The sequence below is a fragment of the Luteimonas sp. A482 genome (assembly GCF_054072655.1).
This window is the reverse complement of record NZ_JBSVRO010000001.1, coordinates 277337-295119: the sequence shown is the minus strand read 5'-3', so window position 1 is coordinate 295119 and position 17783 is coordinate 277337. Positions and strand designations below refer to the sequence as shown.

At 70.2% G+C, this 17783-nt stretch carries 18 protein-coding genes and 1 pseudogene; 7 read left to right on the top strand and 12 right to left on the bottom strand.

The annotated features are described in order from the left end of the window. Nucleotides 1-21: 21 nt before the first annotated feature. The 3 genes and pseudogenes from ACW5DW_RS01345 to ACW5DW_RS01335 all read right to left on the bottom strand — a co-directional run. The gene (locus ACW5DW_RS01345; RefSeq protein WP_457016833.1) at nt 22-333 is read right to left on the bottom strand and encodes a hypothetical protein; all 312 of its coding nucleotides are present in this window, start codon (nt 331-333) and stop codon (nt 22-24) included. Nucleotides 334-1214: 881 nt separating this feature from the next. After that, on the bottom strand, nt 1215-3383 hold the full coding sequence (lpdA, locus tag ACW5DW_RS01340; RefSeq protein WP_457016832.1) for a dihydrolipoyl dehydrogenase: 2169 nt from the start codon (nt 3381-3383) through the stop codon (nt 1215-1217). A gap of 98 nt (nt 3384-3481) precedes the next feature. Beyond that, nucleotides 3482-5008, bottom strand: a pseudogene (locus tag ACW5DW_RS01335) (dihydrolipoyllysine-residue acetyltransferase); the annotation flags it as partial. A gap of 385 nt (nt 5009-5393) precedes the next feature. Here ACW5DW_RS01335 and ACW5DW_RS01330 point away from each other — a divergent pair. Next, nucleotides 5394-6011 carry an OmpW/AlkL family protein gene (locus tag ACW5DW_RS01330; protein ID WP_457016830.1) on the top strand — a complete coding sequence of 206 codons (618 nt, stop codon included), beginning with the start codon at nt 5394-5396 and terminating at the stop codon, nt 6009-6011. Between the two features lie 131 nt (nt 6012-6142). On the opposite strand, the gene ACW5DW_RS01325 is transcribed toward ACW5DW_RS01330, so the two are convergent. Genes ACW5DW_RS01325 through ACW5DW_RS01310 form a run of 4 tightly spaced genes read right to left on the bottom strand, consistent with a single transcriptional unit; the run spans nt 6143 to nt 9820 of the window. Continuing rightward, a complete protein-coding gene (locus tag ACW5DW_RS01325) occupies nt 6143-6694 on the bottom strand; it encodes a DUF1453 domain-containing protein (RefSeq protein WP_457016829.1) in 552 nt (183 codons plus the stop codon). 10 nt (nt 6695-6704) lie between these two features. Continuing rightward, on the bottom strand, nt 6705-7616 hold the full coding sequence (locus ACW5DW_RS01320) for a DMT family transporter (RefSeq protein ID WP_457016827.1): 912 nt from the start codon (nt 7614-7616) through the stop codon (nt 6705-6707). Then, complete coding sequence (locus ACW5DW_RS01315; RefSeq protein WP_457016826.1) at nt 7616-8656, bottom strand: NAD(P)-dependent alcohol dehydrogenase; 1041 nt, start codon at nt 8654-8656, stop codon at nt 7616-7618. The genes ACW5DW_RS01320 and ACW5DW_RS01315 overlap by 1 nt, the downstream gene beginning before the upstream one ends. A gap of 51 nt (nt 8657-8707) precedes the next feature. After that, nucleotides 8708-9820, bottom strand: coding sequence for a prephenate dehydrogenase (locus ACW5DW_RS01310; RefSeq protein ID WP_457016825.1), 1113 nt, complete (start codon nt 9818-9820; stop codon nt 8708-8710). A gap of 232 nt (nt 9821-10052) precedes the next feature. Here ACW5DW_RS01310 and ACW5DW_RS01305 point away from each other — a divergent pair, with 232 nt between their 5' ends. Further along, nucleotides 10053-10535 carry a YajQ family cyclic di-GMP-binding protein gene (locus ACW5DW_RS01305; RefSeq protein ID WP_457016824.1) on the top strand — a complete coding sequence of 161 codons (483 nt, stop codon included), beginning with the start codon at nt 10053-10055 and terminating at the stop codon, nt 10533-10535. Next, a complete protein-coding gene (locus ACW5DW_RS01300; RefSeq protein ID WP_457016823.1) occupies nt 10528-11112 on the top strand; it encodes a DUF1415 domain-containing protein in 585 nt (194 codons plus the stop codon). Before ACW5DW_RS01305 ends, ACW5DW_RS01300 begins: the two co-directional genes overlap by 8 nt. Nucleotides 11113-11161: 49 nt before the next feature. Here ACW5DW_RS01300 and ACW5DW_RS01295 read toward each other — a convergent pair whose 3' ends face one another. From ACW5DW_RS01295 to ACW5DW_RS01285, 3 genes are read right to left on the bottom strand one after another with little or no spacing between them, the layout of a single operon-like run. Continuing rightward, complete coding sequence (locus ACW5DW_RS01295; protein WP_457016821.1) at nt 11162-11860, bottom strand: HAD family hydrolase; 699 nt, start codon at nt 11858-11860, stop codon at nt 11162-11164. Next, a complete protein-coding gene (locus ACW5DW_RS01290) occupies nt 11857-12567 on the bottom strand; it encodes a pseudouridine synthase (protein WP_457018369.1) in 711 nt (236 codons plus the stop codon). The genes ACW5DW_RS01295 and ACW5DW_RS01290 overlap by 4 nt, the downstream gene beginning before the upstream one ends. Before the next feature lie 11 nt (nt 12568-12578). After that, the gene (locus ACW5DW_RS01285; RefSeq protein ID WP_457018368.1) at nt 12579-13610 is read right to left on the bottom strand and encodes a class I SAM-dependent methyltransferase; all 1032 of its coding nucleotides are present in this window, start codon (nt 13608-13610) and stop codon (nt 12579-12581) included. Nucleotides 13611-13742: 132 nt separating this feature from the next. Here ACW5DW_RS01285 and ACW5DW_RS01280 point away from each other — a divergent pair, with 132 nt between their 5' ends. Next, entirely contained in the window at nt 13743-14000 is a 258-nt protein-coding gene (locus ACW5DW_RS01280; RefSeq protein ID WP_457016819.1) for a hypothetical protein, read from the top strand. A 184-nt stretch (nt 14001-14184) separates the two neighbouring features. Here ACW5DW_RS01280 and ACW5DW_RS01275 read toward each other — a convergent pair whose 3' ends face one another. After that, nucleotides 14185-14628, bottom strand: a complete 444-nt coding sequence (locus ACW5DW_RS01275; RefSeq protein WP_457016817.1) for a hypothetical protein — start codon at nt 14626-14628, stop codon at nt 14185-14187. Beyond that, nucleotides 14625-15386 carry an RNA polymerase sigma factor gene (locus ACW5DW_RS01270; protein ID WP_457016815.1) on the bottom strand — a complete coding sequence of 254 codons (762 nt, stop codon included), beginning with the start codon at nt 15384-15386 and terminating at the stop codon, nt 14625-14627. The genes ACW5DW_RS01275 and ACW5DW_RS01270 overlap by 4 nt, the downstream gene beginning before the upstream one ends. Here ACW5DW_RS01270 and ACW5DW_RS01265 point away from each other — a divergent pair. From ACW5DW_RS01265 to fabB, 3 genes are all read left to right on the top strand, one after another. Then, nucleotides 15367-15693, top strand: coding sequence for a DUF6249 domain-containing protein (locus ACW5DW_RS01265; protein WP_457016813.1), 327 nt, complete (start codon nt 15367-15369; stop codon nt 15691-15693). The two genes, ACW5DW_RS01270 and ACW5DW_RS01265, sit on opposite strands and share 20 nt — an antisense overlap. A gap of 171 nt (nt 15694-15864) precedes the next feature. Further along, entirely contained in the window at nt 15865-16374 is a 510-nt protein-coding gene (fabA, locus tag ACW5DW_RS01260; protein WP_457016811.1) for a 3-hydroxyacyl-[acyl-carrier-protein] dehydratase FabA, read from the top strand. Continuing rightward, nucleotides 16371-17603 carry a beta-ketoacyl-ACP synthase I gene (fabB, locus tag ACW5DW_RS01255; RefSeq protein WP_457016810.1) on the top strand — a complete coding sequence of 411 codons (1233 nt, stop codon included), beginning with the start codon at nt 16371-16373 and terminating at the stop codon, nt 17601-17603. Before fabA ends, fabB begins: the two co-directional genes overlap by 4 nt. Nucleotides 17604-17783: the final 180 nt, after the last annotated feature.

Sequence of the window (17783 nt, the reverse complement as noted above, 5' to 3'; positions counted from 1 at the left end):
TGTTGATGACACTGCTCTGGATCAACGCCGCGCCAGCGCCACGATCTGGGCGACCAACGCGACAAGGGTTCCCGCCAACACCGCCACCGGCGGCCAGCCGGCCCATGCCACCGCCGCCAACAGCACGGCGAACACCACCATCCACTTCACCACCACGCCAGCCAGGATCCGCAGCAGCGCGGTGGTCCCGGGGCCGACACCGCCGCCCAGCGCCAGGCGCGTGGACAGCCAGCCGCCGGCGATGATCGCGACCCCACCTGCCAGCACCCCCAGCGACCACGCCCCGCCCCGCAGCAGCAGGGCGGCGACCGCAGCCAGGGCCGTCGCGATCACCTGGGGCACCACTGCCTGCGCGAGTGCGCGCCGGTGAGCGGAGATGGGATCGCGCAAAGCCCGTGCCTCTGGTCGTCGGAGGGTCGGCCGAAAAGTGAATCGGCCCGGCAAAGCCGCAAAATTATAGCAAGGGCAGCATTTGAACGGCAACGTGTTGCAGCGCACAACCTGAAGACGGGTCCACGGTGTGCCTTTGCGGGGCCCCCGACCCACCGGATGGTGACCGGCATCCCAGGTGACGCTCCCCCGGGGAACTTGTCCGGACTGGCCGGGTCCATCCCTGCAGGCCCGTGATCACCTCGTCGATCCTCCGGGCCCCCAAGCCCCGGCCCTGCCGGGGCTTTCTATTGGCCTCTCCCATTCGAGGGGCGGCCAGTTGCAAGCTACTGGGATCAGGCCTGCGGCAGGAGTCGTCCCGGGCCGGGGGCTGCTCCTCGGCTCGGTCAGCCATCCATGGCTGACTCGCCGCCGCAGCGCATCCATGCGCTGCTTTCCGCAACCCCCGCCCCGGAACGACCATCGCCCAGTCACTTGGCGTGGCTTCGAAAAAGCTGGCTATCGAAGCATCGCAGCACCAGTCGCAGTGAGCCGTGCTCTGGCGACCGGGGGTCGCGGAAAGCAAAACATGGATGTTTTGCGCGTGAGTCAGGGCAGGATGCCCTGACCGAGCGAAAAGCGACCCCCGGTCGACAGGGCGCGGCGTCCAGTCGAAGCCGCGGAACTCCGACAACCGTGTCCACCTTTCCCTTGCACGGGAGAGAGCCTTGCTTTGAGCGACGCGGCTGGGCCAGCAACGACCAGGCGGCGGCCGCACGCAGGCGCCTCGGTGTCGCGGCCTGCGCCGCGCAGATCCTTGCCGCGATGGACCCGAGCGGGGTGCGCTACTTCTTTTTCGGCAGGTACAGGTCGGTAATGGTGCCGTCGTAGACCTCGGCCGCCATTGCCACCGATTCGCTCAGGGTCGGATGCGGATGGATGGTGTGGCCGATGTCCTCGACCTCGCAGCCCATCTCGATCGCGAGCGCAGCCTCGGCGATCAGCTCGCCTGCGTGCACGCCGACAATGCCCGCGCCGATCACGCGGTGCGTGGCTTCGTCGAACACCAGCTTGGTGAAGCCTTCGGTGCGCCCCAGCCCGATCGCGCGGCCGCTGGCCGCCCACGGGAACTTGCCCACGCCAACCTTCAGCCCTTTGGCCCGGGCCTCGGTTTCGGTCACGCCGACCCAGGCGATTTCCGGATCGGTGTAGGCCACCGACGGGATCACCCGCGCCACCCACTCCTTCTTCGCGCCCGAGGCGACTTCCGCCGCCAGCTTGCCCTCGTGCGTCGCCTTGTGCGCCAGCATCGGCTGGCCAACGATGTCGCCGATGGCGAAGATGTGCGGCACGTTGGTGCGCATCTGCACGTCGACGTCGATGAAGCCGCGATCGGTGACGCGCACGCCGGCCTTGTCCGCGTCGATCCTGCCGCCGTTGGGCGCGCGACCGACCGCGACCAGCACGCGATCGAAGAGCTTGCCCTCGGGAATGTTTTCGCCGTCGAAGCTGACCTCGATGCCCTTCTTGCCGGCCTTGGCATCCACCACCCTGGTCTTGAGGTGGGTGGAGACGCCCTGCTTCTTCAGCCGGTCCGCCAGCGGCTTGACCAGGTCCTTGTCGGCGCCCGGCATCAGCTGGTCGGCCAGCTCGACCACGGTGACCTCGCTGCCGAGGCCGCGATACACCGTCGCCATCTCCAGCCCGATGATGCCGCCGCCGACCACGAGCAGCCTCTTCGGTACGTCTGCAAGGTCGAGCGCATCGGTGGAATCCATGATCCGCGGATCGTCCCAGGGGAAGCCCGGCAGCTTCAGCGCCTGCGAACCGGCGGCGATGATGCACTGCTCGAAGCGCAGCAGCTGGGTCTTGCCGTCGTCGCCGGTGATCTCCAGCTCGTTGGCCGAAACGAATTTCCCGACGCCCTGCAGCACCCGCACCTTGCGCTGCTTGGCCATGCCGGCCAGGCCCTTGGTGAGCTGGCCGACGACCTTGTCCTTGTAGCCGCGCAGGCCGTCGATGTTGATCTTCGGCTTGCCGAACTCGACGCCGAACTCGCCGGCGTGGCTGGCCTGGTCGATCACGTCGGCGGCGTGCAGCAGCGCCTTGGACGGGATGCAGCCGACGTTGAGGCAGACGCCGCCAAGCGCGGGATAGCGCTCGATCAGCACCGCGTCGAGCCCGAGGTCGGCGGCGCGGAACGCGGCCGTGTAGCCGCCCGGGCCCGCGCCCAGCACCACCACGGCGCATTCGACGTCAGCCTTGCGTCCGCTCGGCGCGGCCGCCGGCAGCGCCGGCTCGACCGGCGCGCGATGCGAGGTCGCAACCGGCGGACGGCTGCCCGGCGCCACTTTCTGGCTGCCCGGCGCCGCGGTATCGGTCTGGATCAGCGCGACCACCGCGCCTTCGGAGAGCGTGTCGCCCACCTTGACCCGGAGCTCCTTGATCACGCCGGCGTGCGAGGCCGGCACTTCCATCGTCGCCTTGTCCGATTCCAGCGTCACCAGGCCCTGGTCGCGGGCCACGGTGTCGCCCACGGCGACCAGCACCTCGATCACCGGCACGTCGTCGTAGCCGCCGATGTCGGGGACGGTGGCTTCGACCACCGCGCCGGAGCCAGAGCCGGAGCCGCCAGCGCTGCCCGCTTCATTGCTCCCGCCCCCGCTTGCGGGGGCGGGCTGGGCTGGGGGCGACGCGGCGACGGCCTTGCCCCCACCCGGCGCGCTGCGCGCGCCGACCTCCCCCGCAGGCGGGGGAGGTGCAGCTGCGGCGTCATCAACATCCAGCACCACAACCACGCTGCCTTCCGACACGTTGTCGCCGAGCTTGACCTTCAGCTCCTTCACCACGCCGGCGTGCGAGGACGGCACTTCCATCGAGGCCTTGTCCGACTCCAGCGTCACCAGGCCCTGGCCCTTCGCCACCGTGTCGCCGACCGCGACCAGCACCTCGATCACCGGCACATCGTCGTAGCCGCCGATGTCGGGCACCTTCACTTCAACCGTGTTCGCCATGCTCTGTTCCTCTGGTCGGGCGGGTCGTGGCCCGCCTCATCGCGCAATGTGGATGCCGCAGGCCGGGTCGACTGCGCCCGGCCGCGCCCGCGCCGGTGCTACAGCAGCACCCGGCGCATGTCCGCGAGCAGCTGCGCGAGGTATGCGGTGAAGCGGGCTGCGGCAGCGCCATCGATCACGCGGTGGTCGTAGCTCAGCGACAGCGGCAGGATCAGCCGCGGCTGGAACTGCGCGCCGTCCCAGACCGGCTTCATCTCCGACTTGGAGACGCCGAGGATGGCCACCTCCGGCGCGTTGACGATCGGCGTGAACGCGGTGCCGCCGATCCCGCCCAGCGAGCTGATCGAGAAACAGCCGCCGGACATCTGGGCCGGGCCGAGCTTGCCGTCACGGGCCTTCCTGGCCAGTTCGCCGGTTTCCTGCGCGATCTCGATCACGCCCTTCTTGTCGACGTCGCGGACCACCGGCACCACCAGGCCGTTGGGCGTATCGGCGGCGAAGCCGATGTGGAAATACTTCTTGAGCGTGAGCGTCTCGCCGCTGGCGTCGAGCGAGGCATTGAAGTCGGGGAACTTCTGCAGCGCGTTGGCGCTGGCCTTGATCAGGAAGGCGAGCATGGTGAGCTTGATGCCCGCCTTCTCGTTTTCCTTGTTCAGTGCGACGCGCAGCGCCTCGAGCCCGGTGACGTCGGCATCGTCGTGCTGGGTGACGTGCGGAATCATCGCCCAGTTGCGCGCGAGGTTGGCGCCGGAGATCTTCTGGATCCGCGACAGCGGCTTTTCCTCGATCTCGCCAAACTTCGAGAAGTCCACCTTCGGCCAGGCCAGCAGATTCAGGCCCGTGCCACCTCCGGCAGCCACGCCGGGTGCAGTCTTACCGCCCGCCAACGCGCCCTTGACGTACTTCTGCACGTCATCCCTGGTGATCCGCCCGCCCTTCTCCGTCCCGGTGATCTGGAACAGGTCCACGCCCAGCTCGCGCGCGAACAGGCGCACTGCGGGACTGGCGTAGGGCACCTTGCCGGGAATCAGCGCGTCGGCATCGAACCGGACCGGCGGCTGGCCGGGCGCAGGCCCGTGGCTTGCCTGGGCGTCGATCGAGGCCTGGGCAATGCGGTCCGGACGACCGCCGACGGCAACCGGTTCGACCACCGGATCGGGCTCCTTCGCGCGCGCAGGCACCGGCACTTCGGCGGCCGGGGCGGCGGGCTTCGGCGCAGGCTGCGCAGCGTCGTCGCCAGCACTTGCGGCTTCGATCACTGCAACGACGCCTCCTTCGGAGATGGTGTCGCCGACCTTGACCCTCAGCTCCTTCACCACGCCGGCGTGGACGGACGGCACTTCCATCGTCGCCTTGTCGGACTCCAGCGTGACCAGGCCCTGGTCCTTCGCGACCGTGTCGCCCACCGCGACCAGCACTTCGATGACGGGGACATCGTCGTAGCCGCCGATATCGGGGACGCGTGATTCTTTGAGGTCGGCCATCCGGCCCTCTCCAGGCGCAAGGGGATTCCTATTGTGGCGGCATGGCTCGCCGACCGCCAATCGTTGCGCAGTCCCGAAGTCCGGCCGGGCCTGCGGCAACGCGAGCGGCGCGCGGGAAACAGCGGCGTTTGCAGCGTGTATCGGAGTTAGCGCGGTTCTGGCGCGGCCACGATACGCCTGCGCACGGTCACCCCGGCGTCACGCCCCCGCGCATGGTTTCGCCTGCAACGTGCGCATCACCCCTCATCCGGTCGACAGCCGCCGCAGCCTCAGGCGTTCACATCCGGCCTGTGCATCGCGGCGCCTGCACCGGCAAGCGCAGCGCACGCGGCGCATGGCTGCGCGCTTCCGGTGGAATCCGGCTTCGAAGCGCATCGCGGACGCGTCGATCACCGCGATGAACAGCAGCCAGACGACGCCCGCGCGTCCACCCCGTGCAACGGCGCGTGTTCATCCCCGGCTGCCTACGGTAGGCGCCGCCCACCTCAAGGGCGCGCACTTACAACAACCACTGAGGAGTTCCCCCATGCAGTCCATGCGTCTTTACGGCCTTGCCGCCGCCATCACCGCCCTCCTGGTCGCCCCGACCGCCTTTGCGCAGGATGGCGACACCGCATCCGGCAAGCGTTTTTCCGTGGTCGGCAGCGCCACCATCCTGGAGCCCGATGCCGATCCCCTGGGCGCCGAGGTCCGCGGCGACGTCGCCCCGACCCTGAGCGCCACCTGGCACGTCAACGACAACATCGGCGTCGAGCTCTGGGGCGCGGCCGACAAGTTCAACCATCGCGTGCGCAGCGATGCCGGCAACCTCGGCACGGTCGAGTCGCAGCCGCTCGCGCTGAGCGGCCAGTACCACTTCGGCGCGGCCGACAACACCTTCCGCCCGTTCCTGGGCCTGGGCTACCACCAGACCAACATCAGCAACGAGTCGATCGGCAGCGGTGAACACGTCAGCATGACCACGCCCAAGGGCGCGATCGGCACCGCCGGCGTGGACATCAACATCAACCCGACCTGGTTCGCCCGCCTCGACGCGCGCTACCTGGACGGCGATGCGGACGTGAAGGTCGCCGGCCAGACCGTCGAGCGCGACGTCAGCTTCGACCCGTGGACCGTCGGCTTCGGTATCGGCGCCCGCTTCTGATCCCGCGAACCCTGTGACAGCACCAAGGCAACGGACCCGAAAGGGTCCGTTGTCGTTTCCGGCGTGCGGCGTTGCCGCCGCGGACGTGGCCGGGCAAACGCCCCCTCCACCACCACCGGATCGGGCAAAGTTCAGCCCCGCCGCAGCATCCCCAGCCTGCGCAGCTTGCGCCGCAGCCCCAGCGCGAACGCCAGGTGGTAGCCGAGCAGCAGCCCGCCCATCGCCCACAGGCTGGCCGGCTGCGCCAGCCATGGCCACGGAACCGGCGCAGGCATGCCTTCAAAGGCGCGATGCCAGGCCTGCCACGCCGCCAGCGCCACGCGCGCCGCGACCAGCAGCGTCAACCCAAGCACGAGCCAGGCATTGGCGGTGTAGTGCAGTTGCCCGTTGCCGGCCTCGAACCGCGCCAGCCACAGCCCCGCCGCACCGGTCACCAGCCCCGCCAGCAGGCCGGCGCCGGCGTTCCAGGCGGCGCCCTCGATCCAGATCCCGGCAAACGCCGCGCCCGCCAGCAACAGCGCCGACGACAGCATCAGCCCGGCCGCGTTGAACGTCACCCAGGCCGGCCGCGCCCGCCTGCGCGAACGGCCGGCGCGATAGCGCTGCCACAGCCCCAGCGGCCACAGCAGCAGCACCAAGGCCAGGAAGCACAGCAGCAGCGCGGGGATCAGCAGCAGGGGCATGGACGCGGCATCAGGGCGGCGGGGTCTGCGCGGTGCCGGGATCGTGCGCGGCGCCCACCACGCGCTCGCGGCGGATCAGGTACAGGCCGCTGGCAACGATGATCGCCGCGCCCAGCCAGGTCATCGCGTCGGGCAGGGTCCCCCACACGGCCAGGTCGATCAGCACCACCCAGATCAGCGCGGCATATTCGAGCGGCGCGATCTGGCTGGCCTCGCCGAAGCGGAAGGCATGGGTCAGCGCGACCTGGCCGAGCGCGCCGGTCAGCCCGATCAGCGCGATCACCCACAGGTGGCCGGCCTGCACCGGCCGCCAGTCGAAGGCCGCGATCGCACCGGCGAACACCGCCATCAGCACCAGGAACCAGAACACCATCGCCTCGGGGCTGTCGCGCAAGGCCAGCTTGCGCACGGTGACCGCGGCGACCGAATAGCAGAGCGCCGCCAGCACCACGACCAGGCCGGCGGTGGTGGCAACTCCCGCACCGGTCGGGCGCAGCACCACCAGCACGCCGGCCAGTCCGACCGCGATCGCGGCCCAGCGGCGTGGGCCGACCTTTTCGCCCAGCAGCGGCACCGCCAGCGCGGTGATCATCAGCGGCGCCACGAACACGATCGTGTACGCGGTCGAAAGCGGCATCCGCGCCAGTCCGTAGACGAAGCCGGCGATCATGACCAGACCCATCACGCCACGCAGCAGGTGCAGCGGCCAGTGCACGCGCAGCAGGGTATGGGCACGGCCGCGCGCCAGGATCCACAGCACCACCAGCGGCAGCGCCGAGATGCTGCGCAGGACCGCCACCTGGAACGGCGGATAGTCGGCAGCCAGCCACTTCATGCCCGCGTCCATGAAGGCGAACAGCACCCCGGCGGCGAGCATCCACGCCGCCGCCTTGCCTGGATGCAGGCCGGGGGACCCCGGCATCAGCCGCGCAGCGTGGCCGTGTCGATCACGAAGCGGTAGCGCACGTCGCCGCGCAGCATGCGCTCGTAGGCCTCGTTGACCTGGTCCACGGCGATCAGCTCGATGTCCGCCGCGATGCCGTGCACGGCGCAGAACTCCAGCATCTGCTGGGTCTCGGCGATGCTGCCGATCATCGAGCCGGCGATGCGGCGGCGCTTGGACACAAGCGGGAACGCCGACACCAGCGAGGGCTCGGGGATGCCCAGCAGCACCAGGGTGCCGTCGACCCTGAGCAGGCTCAGGCAGGCGTTGTAGTCGTGCGGCGCCGAGACCGTGTCGATGATCAGGTCGAACTGGCGCGCATGGCTCTTGAACGCGCGGCCATCGCCGGTGGTGGCGAAATCCTGCGCGCCCAGCGCCAGCGCATCGGCGCGCTTGGACTCGCTGGTGGACAGCACGGTGACCTCGGCGCCCATCGCCACCGCCAGCTTCACCGCCATGTGGCCCAGCCCGCCAAGTCCCATCACCGCCACCCGGTGCCCGGCGACCACGCCGAAGTGACGCAGCGGCGACCACGTGGTCACGCCCGCGCACAGCAGCGGCGCGGCGCGGTCGAGCGGGATGCCATCGGGAATGCGCAGCACGTAGTCCTGGTCGACCACGATGCGGGTGGAATAGCCGCCGTAGGTCGGCGCGCCGCTGCTGCGCTCGTGCGAGTTGTAGGTGGCGGTCATGCCTTCGTCGCAGTACTGCTCCTGGCCGCCGCGGCACTGCGGGCAGGCGCGGCAGGAGTCGATGAAACAGCCCACGCCGACCGCGTCGCCGACCTGGTACCGGTCGGCCTGCGCGCCAACCGCCGACACGCGGCCGATGATCTCGTGGCCCGGCACCATCGGGAAGATCGCGCCGCCCCACTCGTCGCGCGCCTGGTGGATATCGGTATGGCAGACGCCGCAGTAGAGGATGTCGATCTGCACGTCGCGCGGGCCGGGCGCGCGGCGCTCGATCGCGAAGGGCGCCAGCGGCGAACCGGCGGCCTGGGCAGCATAGGCGGGGATCATGGGGGTCTCGCTATCGGCGGAAACCGTGATGATGCCGCATCCGTGTGTCTTTCAGCCGGCCTCGAGCACGTGACCGAGCCCATCGGCGTCGATCTCGGCCACCGCCGCGATCAGGGCGGCCGGATCGGTATCGCGGACGAAGCCGATCCGGAAGTGCACTTCGCCGCCCGGGGTGCGCGAGGAATGGATCGACTCCAGGCTGACCCCGTGGCGCTCGAACACGTGCAGCAGGCTGCGCAGCGAGCCCGGCCGGTCCTGCGGCAGGTGCACGCTGGCGTAGCGCCTGGTCACCAGGTCGGCCAGCAGGTAGCCGACCCGTTCGTAGGCGTAGTTGCCATCGGCCAGGGCCTGTTCGCCAAACACGTCGCGACTGTGCAGGAAGCGTTCGCGGAAGCGTGCCCGCGCCGCATCGTCGCCCTGGCGCACCAGGTCGCGCAGTTCCGCCAGCTGCGCCAGCAGCCGGTCCAGCATCTCGGCCGCGTGCCGGTTGCCGAACTGGATCTCTTCGTAGATCGCCGGGTTGAGCGACAGGATCCGCGCGGCGATGGCGGCATCGAGCTCGAACGAGGCGGAGCGGAACGGCATGATCGCCTGCAGCCCGCCCAGCTCCTGCGCGTACTCGCCCAGCACGCCGGCCTGTGCCAGGTGCGAGGCATGCACCATCGCCTGCACCAGCGCCATCATCCGGTCGTGACCCTCGGCGCTGGCCCGCACGCATTCGCCTTCCAGCGCGTCCAGCATGCCCTGCAGCCACGGCCGCCAGCGCTCCACGCGCGCCTCGCACACCACCACCACCCGGCCCTTGAGCGTCGGCGCCTTGGGCGGCGCGGTCATCGGGTGCAGCCCTGCCACTTCGGCGCGCGAGCGCAACATCGCCTCGACCGCGCCCTGCTTGATCGAGGTGACGTCCAGCCACAGGCGGCCGGCCTCGCGTCCCGCCGAGCGGCGCACGTAATCGTCGATCACCGCCGCGGTCACCCGGATCGGCGTGGCGAACAGCAGCACGTCGGCCTGTTCGACCAGCACTTCGGGCGCATCGCTGCCCGGGTCGCCGGGGTCGTGGCCCAGCACGCGCAGGCCCATGCGCCGTTCGAAGAAGCCGCGCAGCCAGCGGCCGTAGGTGCCGGCGCTGCCGACGATGGCGATGGTGGGGGATGGGGTCACGCGTCGAGGGGTGTCAGTGCCGGAAGCGCGACACGTTACGGGCTGGCAGGCGCGCGCGCATCCGTTGCTGGCGCAACCGTGGGGTAACCTAGCGTCCGCGGCACGCAACCACGTGGTGTCATCCCGAGCGCAGCGAGGGATCTGCACCGGTCGCATGTCGAAGCAGATCCCTCGCTGCGCTCGGGATGACAGCAAGGGTCATGCCCGACTCCCCAACACATTCCGGATTGCCATGCCCTCCTTCGATATCGTTTCCGAAGTCGACACCCACGAGCTGATCAACGCCGTCGACCAGGCCAACCGCGAGCTCTCCACCCGCTTCGACTTCAAGGGCGTGGAGGCGAAGTTCGAGCGCGAGGACGCGGTGATCACCCAGTCCGCGCCCAGCGAATTCCAGCTGCAGCAGATGACCGACATCCTGCGCGCGCGCCTGGTCGCGCGGAAGATCGACGCGCGCTGCCTGGAGTTCGGCGACATCGACACCAACGTCGCCGGCGCGCGCCAGAAGGTGACCGTGCGCCAGGGCATCGAGCGCGAGCTGGCCAAGAAGATCCAGGGCAAGCTCAAGGACGCCAAGCTCAAGGTCGACAGCCAGATCAACGGCGACAAGCTGCGCGTCATCGGCAAGAAGCGCGACGACCTGCAGGCCGCGATGGCGCTGCTGCGCGGCGAGGACTTCGAGCTTCCGCTGCAGTTCGACAACTTCCGTGACTGAGGCCGCGCCCGACGCCGCGCAGGTCGAGCGCGAGGTCCGCCGCTGGCTCGAGCGCGCGGTGATCGGCCTGAACCTGTGCCCCTTCGCCAAGGCGGTGTACGCCAGGGACCAGGTGCGCATCGTGGTCAGCGACGCCAGCACCGAGCGCGCCCTGCTCGAGCAACTGGGCGAGGAGCTGGCCCTGCTGCGCGACACGCCGGCCGAAGCCACCGACACCACCCTGCTGGTGCATCCACAGGTGCTGGGCGATTTCCTGGCCTACAACGAGTTCCTCGGCGATGCCGACGCGCTGGTCGAGGCGCTGAAGCTCGACGGCGTGCTGCAGGTGGCCAGCTTCCACCCCGACTACCAGTTCGCCGACAGCGCGCCGGACGACGTCGAGAACCTGACCAACCGCGCGCCGTACCCGATCCTGCACCTGCTGCGCGAGGCCAGCGTGGACCGCGCGGTGGAGGCCTACCCCGATCCGGACGCGATCATCGAACGCAACATCGCCAGCGTGCGCGCGCTGGGCTTCGAAGGCTGGCGTGCGCTGCTGGAAGACCCCGAAAACGCCGCGCCTCCCGGCACCCCGTAGGCGCGGCTTCAGCCGCGACCGCTCGCCGCACGGTCGCCAGGCGCGCCCGCTACCGGTCCGGCGTGGGTATCAGTGAACTGGCTTCTTCCAGCAGGCGCTGCGCGTCGGCCAGCGACGCGACGATGCGGTGGCCCAGCGCGCGCACGGCATCGTCGGGCTCGACCATGTCCGGCACCTGCACCGGGATCATCCCTGCCGCCAGCGCGGCACGCACGCCGGTGGGCGAGTCCTCGAGCACGAGACAGCGCGCGGGATCGACCTCAAGTTGGGCTGCCGCCAGAAGGTAGACATCCGGCGCCGGCTTGGGCCGGGCGACGTCGCTGCTGGTGCAGATCGCGTGGAAGCGGTCGAGCAGGCCGGCCCGTCGCAGCTTGCGCAGGGCCAGCGGCCGCGCGGTGGAGGTCGCGACCGCGCGCGGCACGTCGCGCTGCTCCAGCCAGTCCAGCAGCTCCACGATGCCCGGGCGATGCGGCATGCCGGCATCGACCACCACGTCGTACAGCGTGTCGGCATGCGCGAGCATCGCGTCGGCCGCAGCGGCGCCCAGTCGCTGCCTCAGGATTTCCCGGCACGCCGCCTCGCCGGTGCCCACCAGCCCTAGCCACAGTGACTGCGGAAGAACGTGCCCGGCCTCGGCTGCGGCGCGCGCCATGCAGTCGGTGATCGCGCGCTCGCTGTCGAGCATCAGCCCGTCCATGTCGAACACCACCGCGTCGGGCCAGAACGGCAGCGGTTCGACCGCGCTCACGATGCCTGCGTGCCGAACAGCCGCGCGAGGTCGACGGCATCGAGCAATCGCCACTGTCCTTCCGCCAGATCGCCAAGCTCCAGCCCGCCGACGCGCGAGCGGTGCAGCGCGTCGACGTGGTTGCCCACCGCCGCGAACATGCGCCGCACCTGGTGGTAGCGACCCTCGGTGATCGTCAGCCGTGCGTGGCTGGCGTCGACGACCTCAAGCATGGCCGGCCGCAGCGGCGTCTTTTCCCCCTCCAGCATCAGCGTGCCGCTGGCGAACAGCGCCGCCTCGTCGCCGCGCAGCGGCGCGGCCAGCCTGGCCTCGTAGGTCTTGGCCAGGTTCGACTTCGGCGAAATGATCCGGTGCAGCAGCTTGCCGTCGTCGGTCATCAGCAGCAGGCCGCTGGTGTCGCGGTCGAGCCGGCCGACGGTGGAGAGCGTCGGGTCGCGCAGGCGCAAGCGCGGCGGCAGCAGGTCATAGACCAGGCGGCCGGGGCCCTTCGCCGAGCAGGTGCAGCCGACCGGCTTGTGCAGCATCAGCACCATGCCCGGGGCAGGATCGAGCGGCTCGCCGTCGATGCGGACGCTGTCGTGCGGGACCCGGTCGTCGGCGTACAGCACCTCGCCGGCGGGGTCGGTGACGCGCCCCTCTCCGAACATCCACTGCACCTCGCGGCGACTGCCGTAGCCGAGGTTGGCAAGGTACCGGAGCAGCTTCACCGCGCTTGTGCTCATCGCCCCCTCACCGCCGTGATCACCTTGAAGCCGCCTTCCTGCGCGACCTCGCGGGCTTGCGTGAACCGGGACGCGAGGATCTCCTCGTAGGGCAGCTGCCGGTTGGCCACCAGCCACAGCGCGCCGCCGGGCCGCAGGGCGTCGGCGGCCGCGTCGATGAAGGCCCGGCCGATCGAGGGCCGCGGCTCGCCGCGCAGGGCATGGAACGGTGGATTGCTGACCACGAAGTCGTAGCGGTGCGGCAGTCCGGCGGTGACGTCGCGCCACAGGTAGTCCAGCGCGACACGCGGCGCATGCGCGGCCAGGTTGGCCTTCGCGCAGTCCAGCGCACGCAGCTCGGCCTCGATCACGTCGAGCGCGGTCACGCCCGTGCAGCGCTCGAGCACCTGTGCCGACAGGTAGCCCCAGCCCGCACCCAGGTCGGCACCGTGGCCGGCAAGCGTCGGCGGCAGGTGCCGCGCCAACAGGGCCGATGCCCGATCGACCCGGTCCCAGGCGAAGACGCCCGGACGGCTGAGATGGGGGCCGCCCAGAATCGGCCGCGGCGCGTCCAGCCCACGCCAGGCAGCGGCCAGTGCGGAATCGGCCCGGTCGACCTTCGCCCAGAACACCCGGCATTTGTGCTTGCTCTGCACCGAGGCGCTGCCCAGCAGGGCCTCGAAGTCGGCCTGGCCCGAGCGGGCGCCGGCATCGTTGGGCATAGCCGCGACGATGCTGCCGCCGGGCGCGGTGCGGGCCAGCGCGTGGGCCAACAGCGCGCGTGCCTCCTCGCGCTGGCGCGGGGGCAGCAGCAGGACCAGGGGGAAGCTGTCCTCTCCCGCCGCCCTGGTGGGAAAGCCCGCGCGCTCCAGCGCGTCGTGTTCGGGCCGGAACGACTGCTCGCACACCAGGCTGCGCGGCGCATGCGCATGCAGGGCCGGCCCGCTACGGGCACGCAGGAACAGCGCGCTGTCCCCGGGCCAGGGCAATAGTCCGCCGGCAAAGGGCAGCATCAGGGCATCGAGGGCGGGATCGGTCATTGCGGTCAGGGTGCGGGACGGGGCACGATTCTAGCGGGCCGACCGCAGGGCAAGCGGGAACGCCCGCCACACGCGGTCTTGACCGCACGGGAACATCCCTGCCCGCAGTCTGCGGGCAGGCACATGACAGGAGGAGGCGCCATGCGTGCACTGTTCGTTGGCGGGGTTATCGACAATGGCGAGCTCGACATCGACGGCAGCGAGCCGCCGATGCACTACCCGCCCGAGACCGGCAGTGGCCAGTCCCGCTACCGGCTGCAGGCAGTGGGACGCAACGATGCGGGCGTGGCGTGCGCGGTCTACGGCGCGCCGGATTTCGATCGTGCCGAGGTGATGCGGGTCAGCGAGGAACGCGACTACGCGCGACGCTTCGAGGTGGAATTGCAGACCGTGGACTGAAGGCGGGACAGCCCCCGCGCGGCTGACTGCCGCCGCCATTTGGGCTAACGCTTACAAGAACTGTCATTTCGAGCGTAGCGAGAAAATCTTATGATCTTGATTTTTCAGAGATTGACCGGCTTCGCCGTTGTAAAGCGCTTCTCACTGCGTTCGAAATGACAAACCGCACCGGGTCCCGCTGGTCCTAGGCGGTCTCGGGTGGCCGGTCGCCGTGCAGGCGCCGCGCGGCCTCGGGCAGCCAGGACAGCAGCAGGCAAGCCGCGCCCAGCAGCGCCCATTGCGCGGCGCCTGCGCCCAGCGCCTGGCTGGCCAGCGCCCACCACTGATTGCCGTACCAGGCCGCCGCGCCGATCGAAGCCAGCGCGAGCAGGCCCAGCAGGACGTTGAGCACAAGCCGCTCCAGCCGCGCATCAACTGCGCTCGCCTGATGCCGGCCGGCCGCCGCCAGCCGCGCCACCTCCGCGGCAAAGCCGGGCGGTGGCCGCGACGCCGGCAGGCTGCGCAGGGCGCGCGCCAGCAGGGCATCGGCGCGCCGGCCCGACGGCATCGACAGGGCCTGCTCCTGGGCAAGCCACTCGCGCTCGTCGACAGGTGCCGGATCGGCGGGGCGGGATGGATGCTTGTTCATGCGGCGAAAACTCCCATGGTCGACTCCAGCAGGCCGCGCAGTTGCCTGCGGCTGCGGAACAGATGGCTCTTGATCGTGCCTTCGGCGATCCCTGTCACCTGTGAAATCTCGCCGATCGGCATCTCTTCCAGGTGATACAGCGTCAGCAGGGTGCGCTGCAGCGGCGGCAGCTGGCCAATCGCCGCGTGCAGCAGACCCACAACCTCCTCGTCGGCGGTCGCGCCCTCCAGATCGAAGCCGTCGCCGACGCTTTCGACCAGCGACGGGCCGTCATCGCCGGCCGGCGACTCGGCGATCGGGATGCGCTTTTTCTCCAGGTGCCGCCTGGCCACCGAATAGGCGACCTGCGCGATCCACGATTTCAGCGCGCTCTCGCCGCGGTACTGGTGCAGCGCCTGGTGCACCCGCAGGAAGGCCTCCTGGCACAGCTCGCGGGTGTCGTCGGGGTGACGGACCATGCGGTCGATCACGTGCCAGCACAGGCCCTGGTAGTCGCGCACCAGCCGTTCGAACGCGCCGGGCGCGCCGGCGAGCACGGCCGCGGCCAGGGCCCGGTCGGCGGCGAGCGGATCGGTGGTGTGGGGGGAGTCGAGCATCGACAACAGGGATACGCCCGCCGCCCGGACGGTTGCAAGGCCGGAAAGGCGGGGTGCACACGCGGCCTGCAACCGCGGCGGGGCAGCCCGTATCCCTGTTGCCGAGACCACACGTGCGCCACCCAACCACAGGATCCCCGTCATGGAAATCGAAGTCTTCATCCCCATCACCCTGTTCATCTGCATCTACCTGGCGATCAAGGCCGTGGTCGATGCCCGGGCGCGCAAGCAGATGGTCCAGTCCAACGGCTCGGAAGAGATGCTGCGCACAATCATCGACGGCGAGGAAACGCGCCGCCGCCAGGCCTCCCTGCGCTGGGGCGTGATCCTGGTCGCACTGGCGGTCGGGTTCGGCCTGCTCGAGGCCTTCTCCTGGGAAGACGCCTCGCCCGGCCTGTTCGCGATCCTGCTGGCGGCGACCGGCGCCGGCAACCTGGCGGCCTACTACCTGGCGCGGCGGGCGAAGTAGCCGACGACCACCGCCGGAGCCCCCTGCGGCGGGCACCGGCGGCGATTGCCCCGCCTCCACGCAGGGCGCAGGCCTGGCCCCCGGACAATCCGACCCGCCCTGCGGGTGCCGTTCGCAGCGCATTTCCGCGATACTTCACCGTCCCGCGCAGCGTGAGCGATACCCCGCCCGATGAAGGACTCTTTCAACTACGACCAGCTGATCGCCTCCGGCGAGGGCACGCTCTTTGGCCCCGGCAGCGGCCGCCTGCCGCTGCCGCCGATGCTGATGTTCGACCGCATCACCCATATCGACGACGACGGCGGCGCCCACGGGCTCGGCCGGATCGAGGCCGAACTCGACGTTCGCCCGGACCTGTGGTTCTTCCAGTGCCACTTCAGCGGCGACCCGGTGATGCCCGGCTGCCTCGGCCTGGATGCCATGTGGCAGCTGATCGGCTTCTACCTCACCTGGCAGAAGCTGCCCGGCCGCGGCCGCGCGCTGGGCGCCGGCGAGGTGAAGTTCACGGGTGAAGTCGGGCCGGACGCAAAGCTGGTGCGCTACGAGATCGACATCAAGCGGGTGATCCGCCGCAAGCTGATCCTGGCGATCGCCGACGCGCGCATGTACTGCGACGGCACCGAAATCTACACGGCCAACGACCTGCGCGTGGGCCTGTTCCAGAGGAAGGTCGAGGCATGAGCATGGCGCTGGGCCCACGTCGCGTGGTGATCACCGGGGCGGGCATCGTCTCGTGCCTGGGCAATGACCTGGATACCGTCACCAGCGCGCTGCGCGGGGGGCGATCGGGCATCCGTTTCGACCAGGGGTTCGCCGACAAGGGCCTGCGCAGCCAAGTCTCTGGCATGCCGCAGGTCGACCTGGAGGCGCTGATCGACCGCAAGCTGCGCCGCTTCATGGGCGACGCGGCGGCCTATGCCTACCTGGCGCTGCGCGACGCGATCGCGCAGTCCGGGCTGGACGAGGCGCAGGTGTCGCATCCGCGCAGCGGCCTGATCATGGGTTCGGGCGGCGGTTCGCCGACCAACCAGATCGAATCGGCCGACACCCTGCGCGAGCGCGGCATTCGCCGCGTCGGCCCGTATCAGGTGACCCGCACGATGAGTTCGACCGTCTCGGCCTGCCTGGCCACGGCGTTCGGCATCAAGGGCCTGAACTACTCGATTTCGTCGGCCTGCGCGACCTCGGCGCATTGCATCGGCGTGGCCGCGCAGCAGATCCAGGCCGGCCTGCAGGACGTGGTGTTCGCCGGCGGCGGCGAGGAGTCCAGCTGGGGCATGGCCATGCTGTTCGACGGCATGGGCGCGCTGTCGACCAGGTTCAACGACACCCCTGAGCGCGCATCGCGCGCCTACGACGCCGACCGCGACGGCTTCGTCATCGCCGGCGGCGGCGGCGCGCTGGTACTCGAGAGCCTGGAGCACGCGCAGGCACGCGGCGCCACGATTCTGGGCGAACTGGTGGGCTTTGGCGCCAGCTCCGACGGCGAGGACATGGTCGCGCCCTCGGGCGAGGGCGCCATCGCCTGCATGCGCCTGGCGATCGAAGGCCTGGATGGCGGCATCGACTACGTCAACACGCACGGCACCTCGACCCCGGTCGGCGATGTCGCCGAGCTGCGGGCGATGCGCGCGGTGTTCGGCGACGCCGTGCCACCGTTCTCGTCGACCAAGTCGCTCACCGGCCATTCGCTGGGCGCGACCAGCGTGCACGAGGCGATCTTCTGCCTGCTGATGCTGCAGCAGGGCTTCATCGCCGGCTCGATCAACGTCGACAACGTCGACCCGGAAGCGGCCGACCTGCCGCTGGTACGCGAAAGCCGCGACGCCGAGCTGCGGACGGTGCTGTCCAACAGCTTTGGCTTCGGCGGCACCAACGCCAGCCTGGTGCTGCGCCGCTGGGAAGGCTGAGCGGCCGGGGACGCGATGGCAGCGCCCGGCTGCCGCGTGTCCTGTCATCCCGAGCGCAGCGAGGGGTCTGCCTTCATGGCAACGCAGCGCGAGCAGATCCCTCGCTGCGCTCGGGATGACAACCTAGCCCGATCGCGCCCGCTGCCCACGCCTGATCGCGCTGGCGGCTCGCCGCAGCCG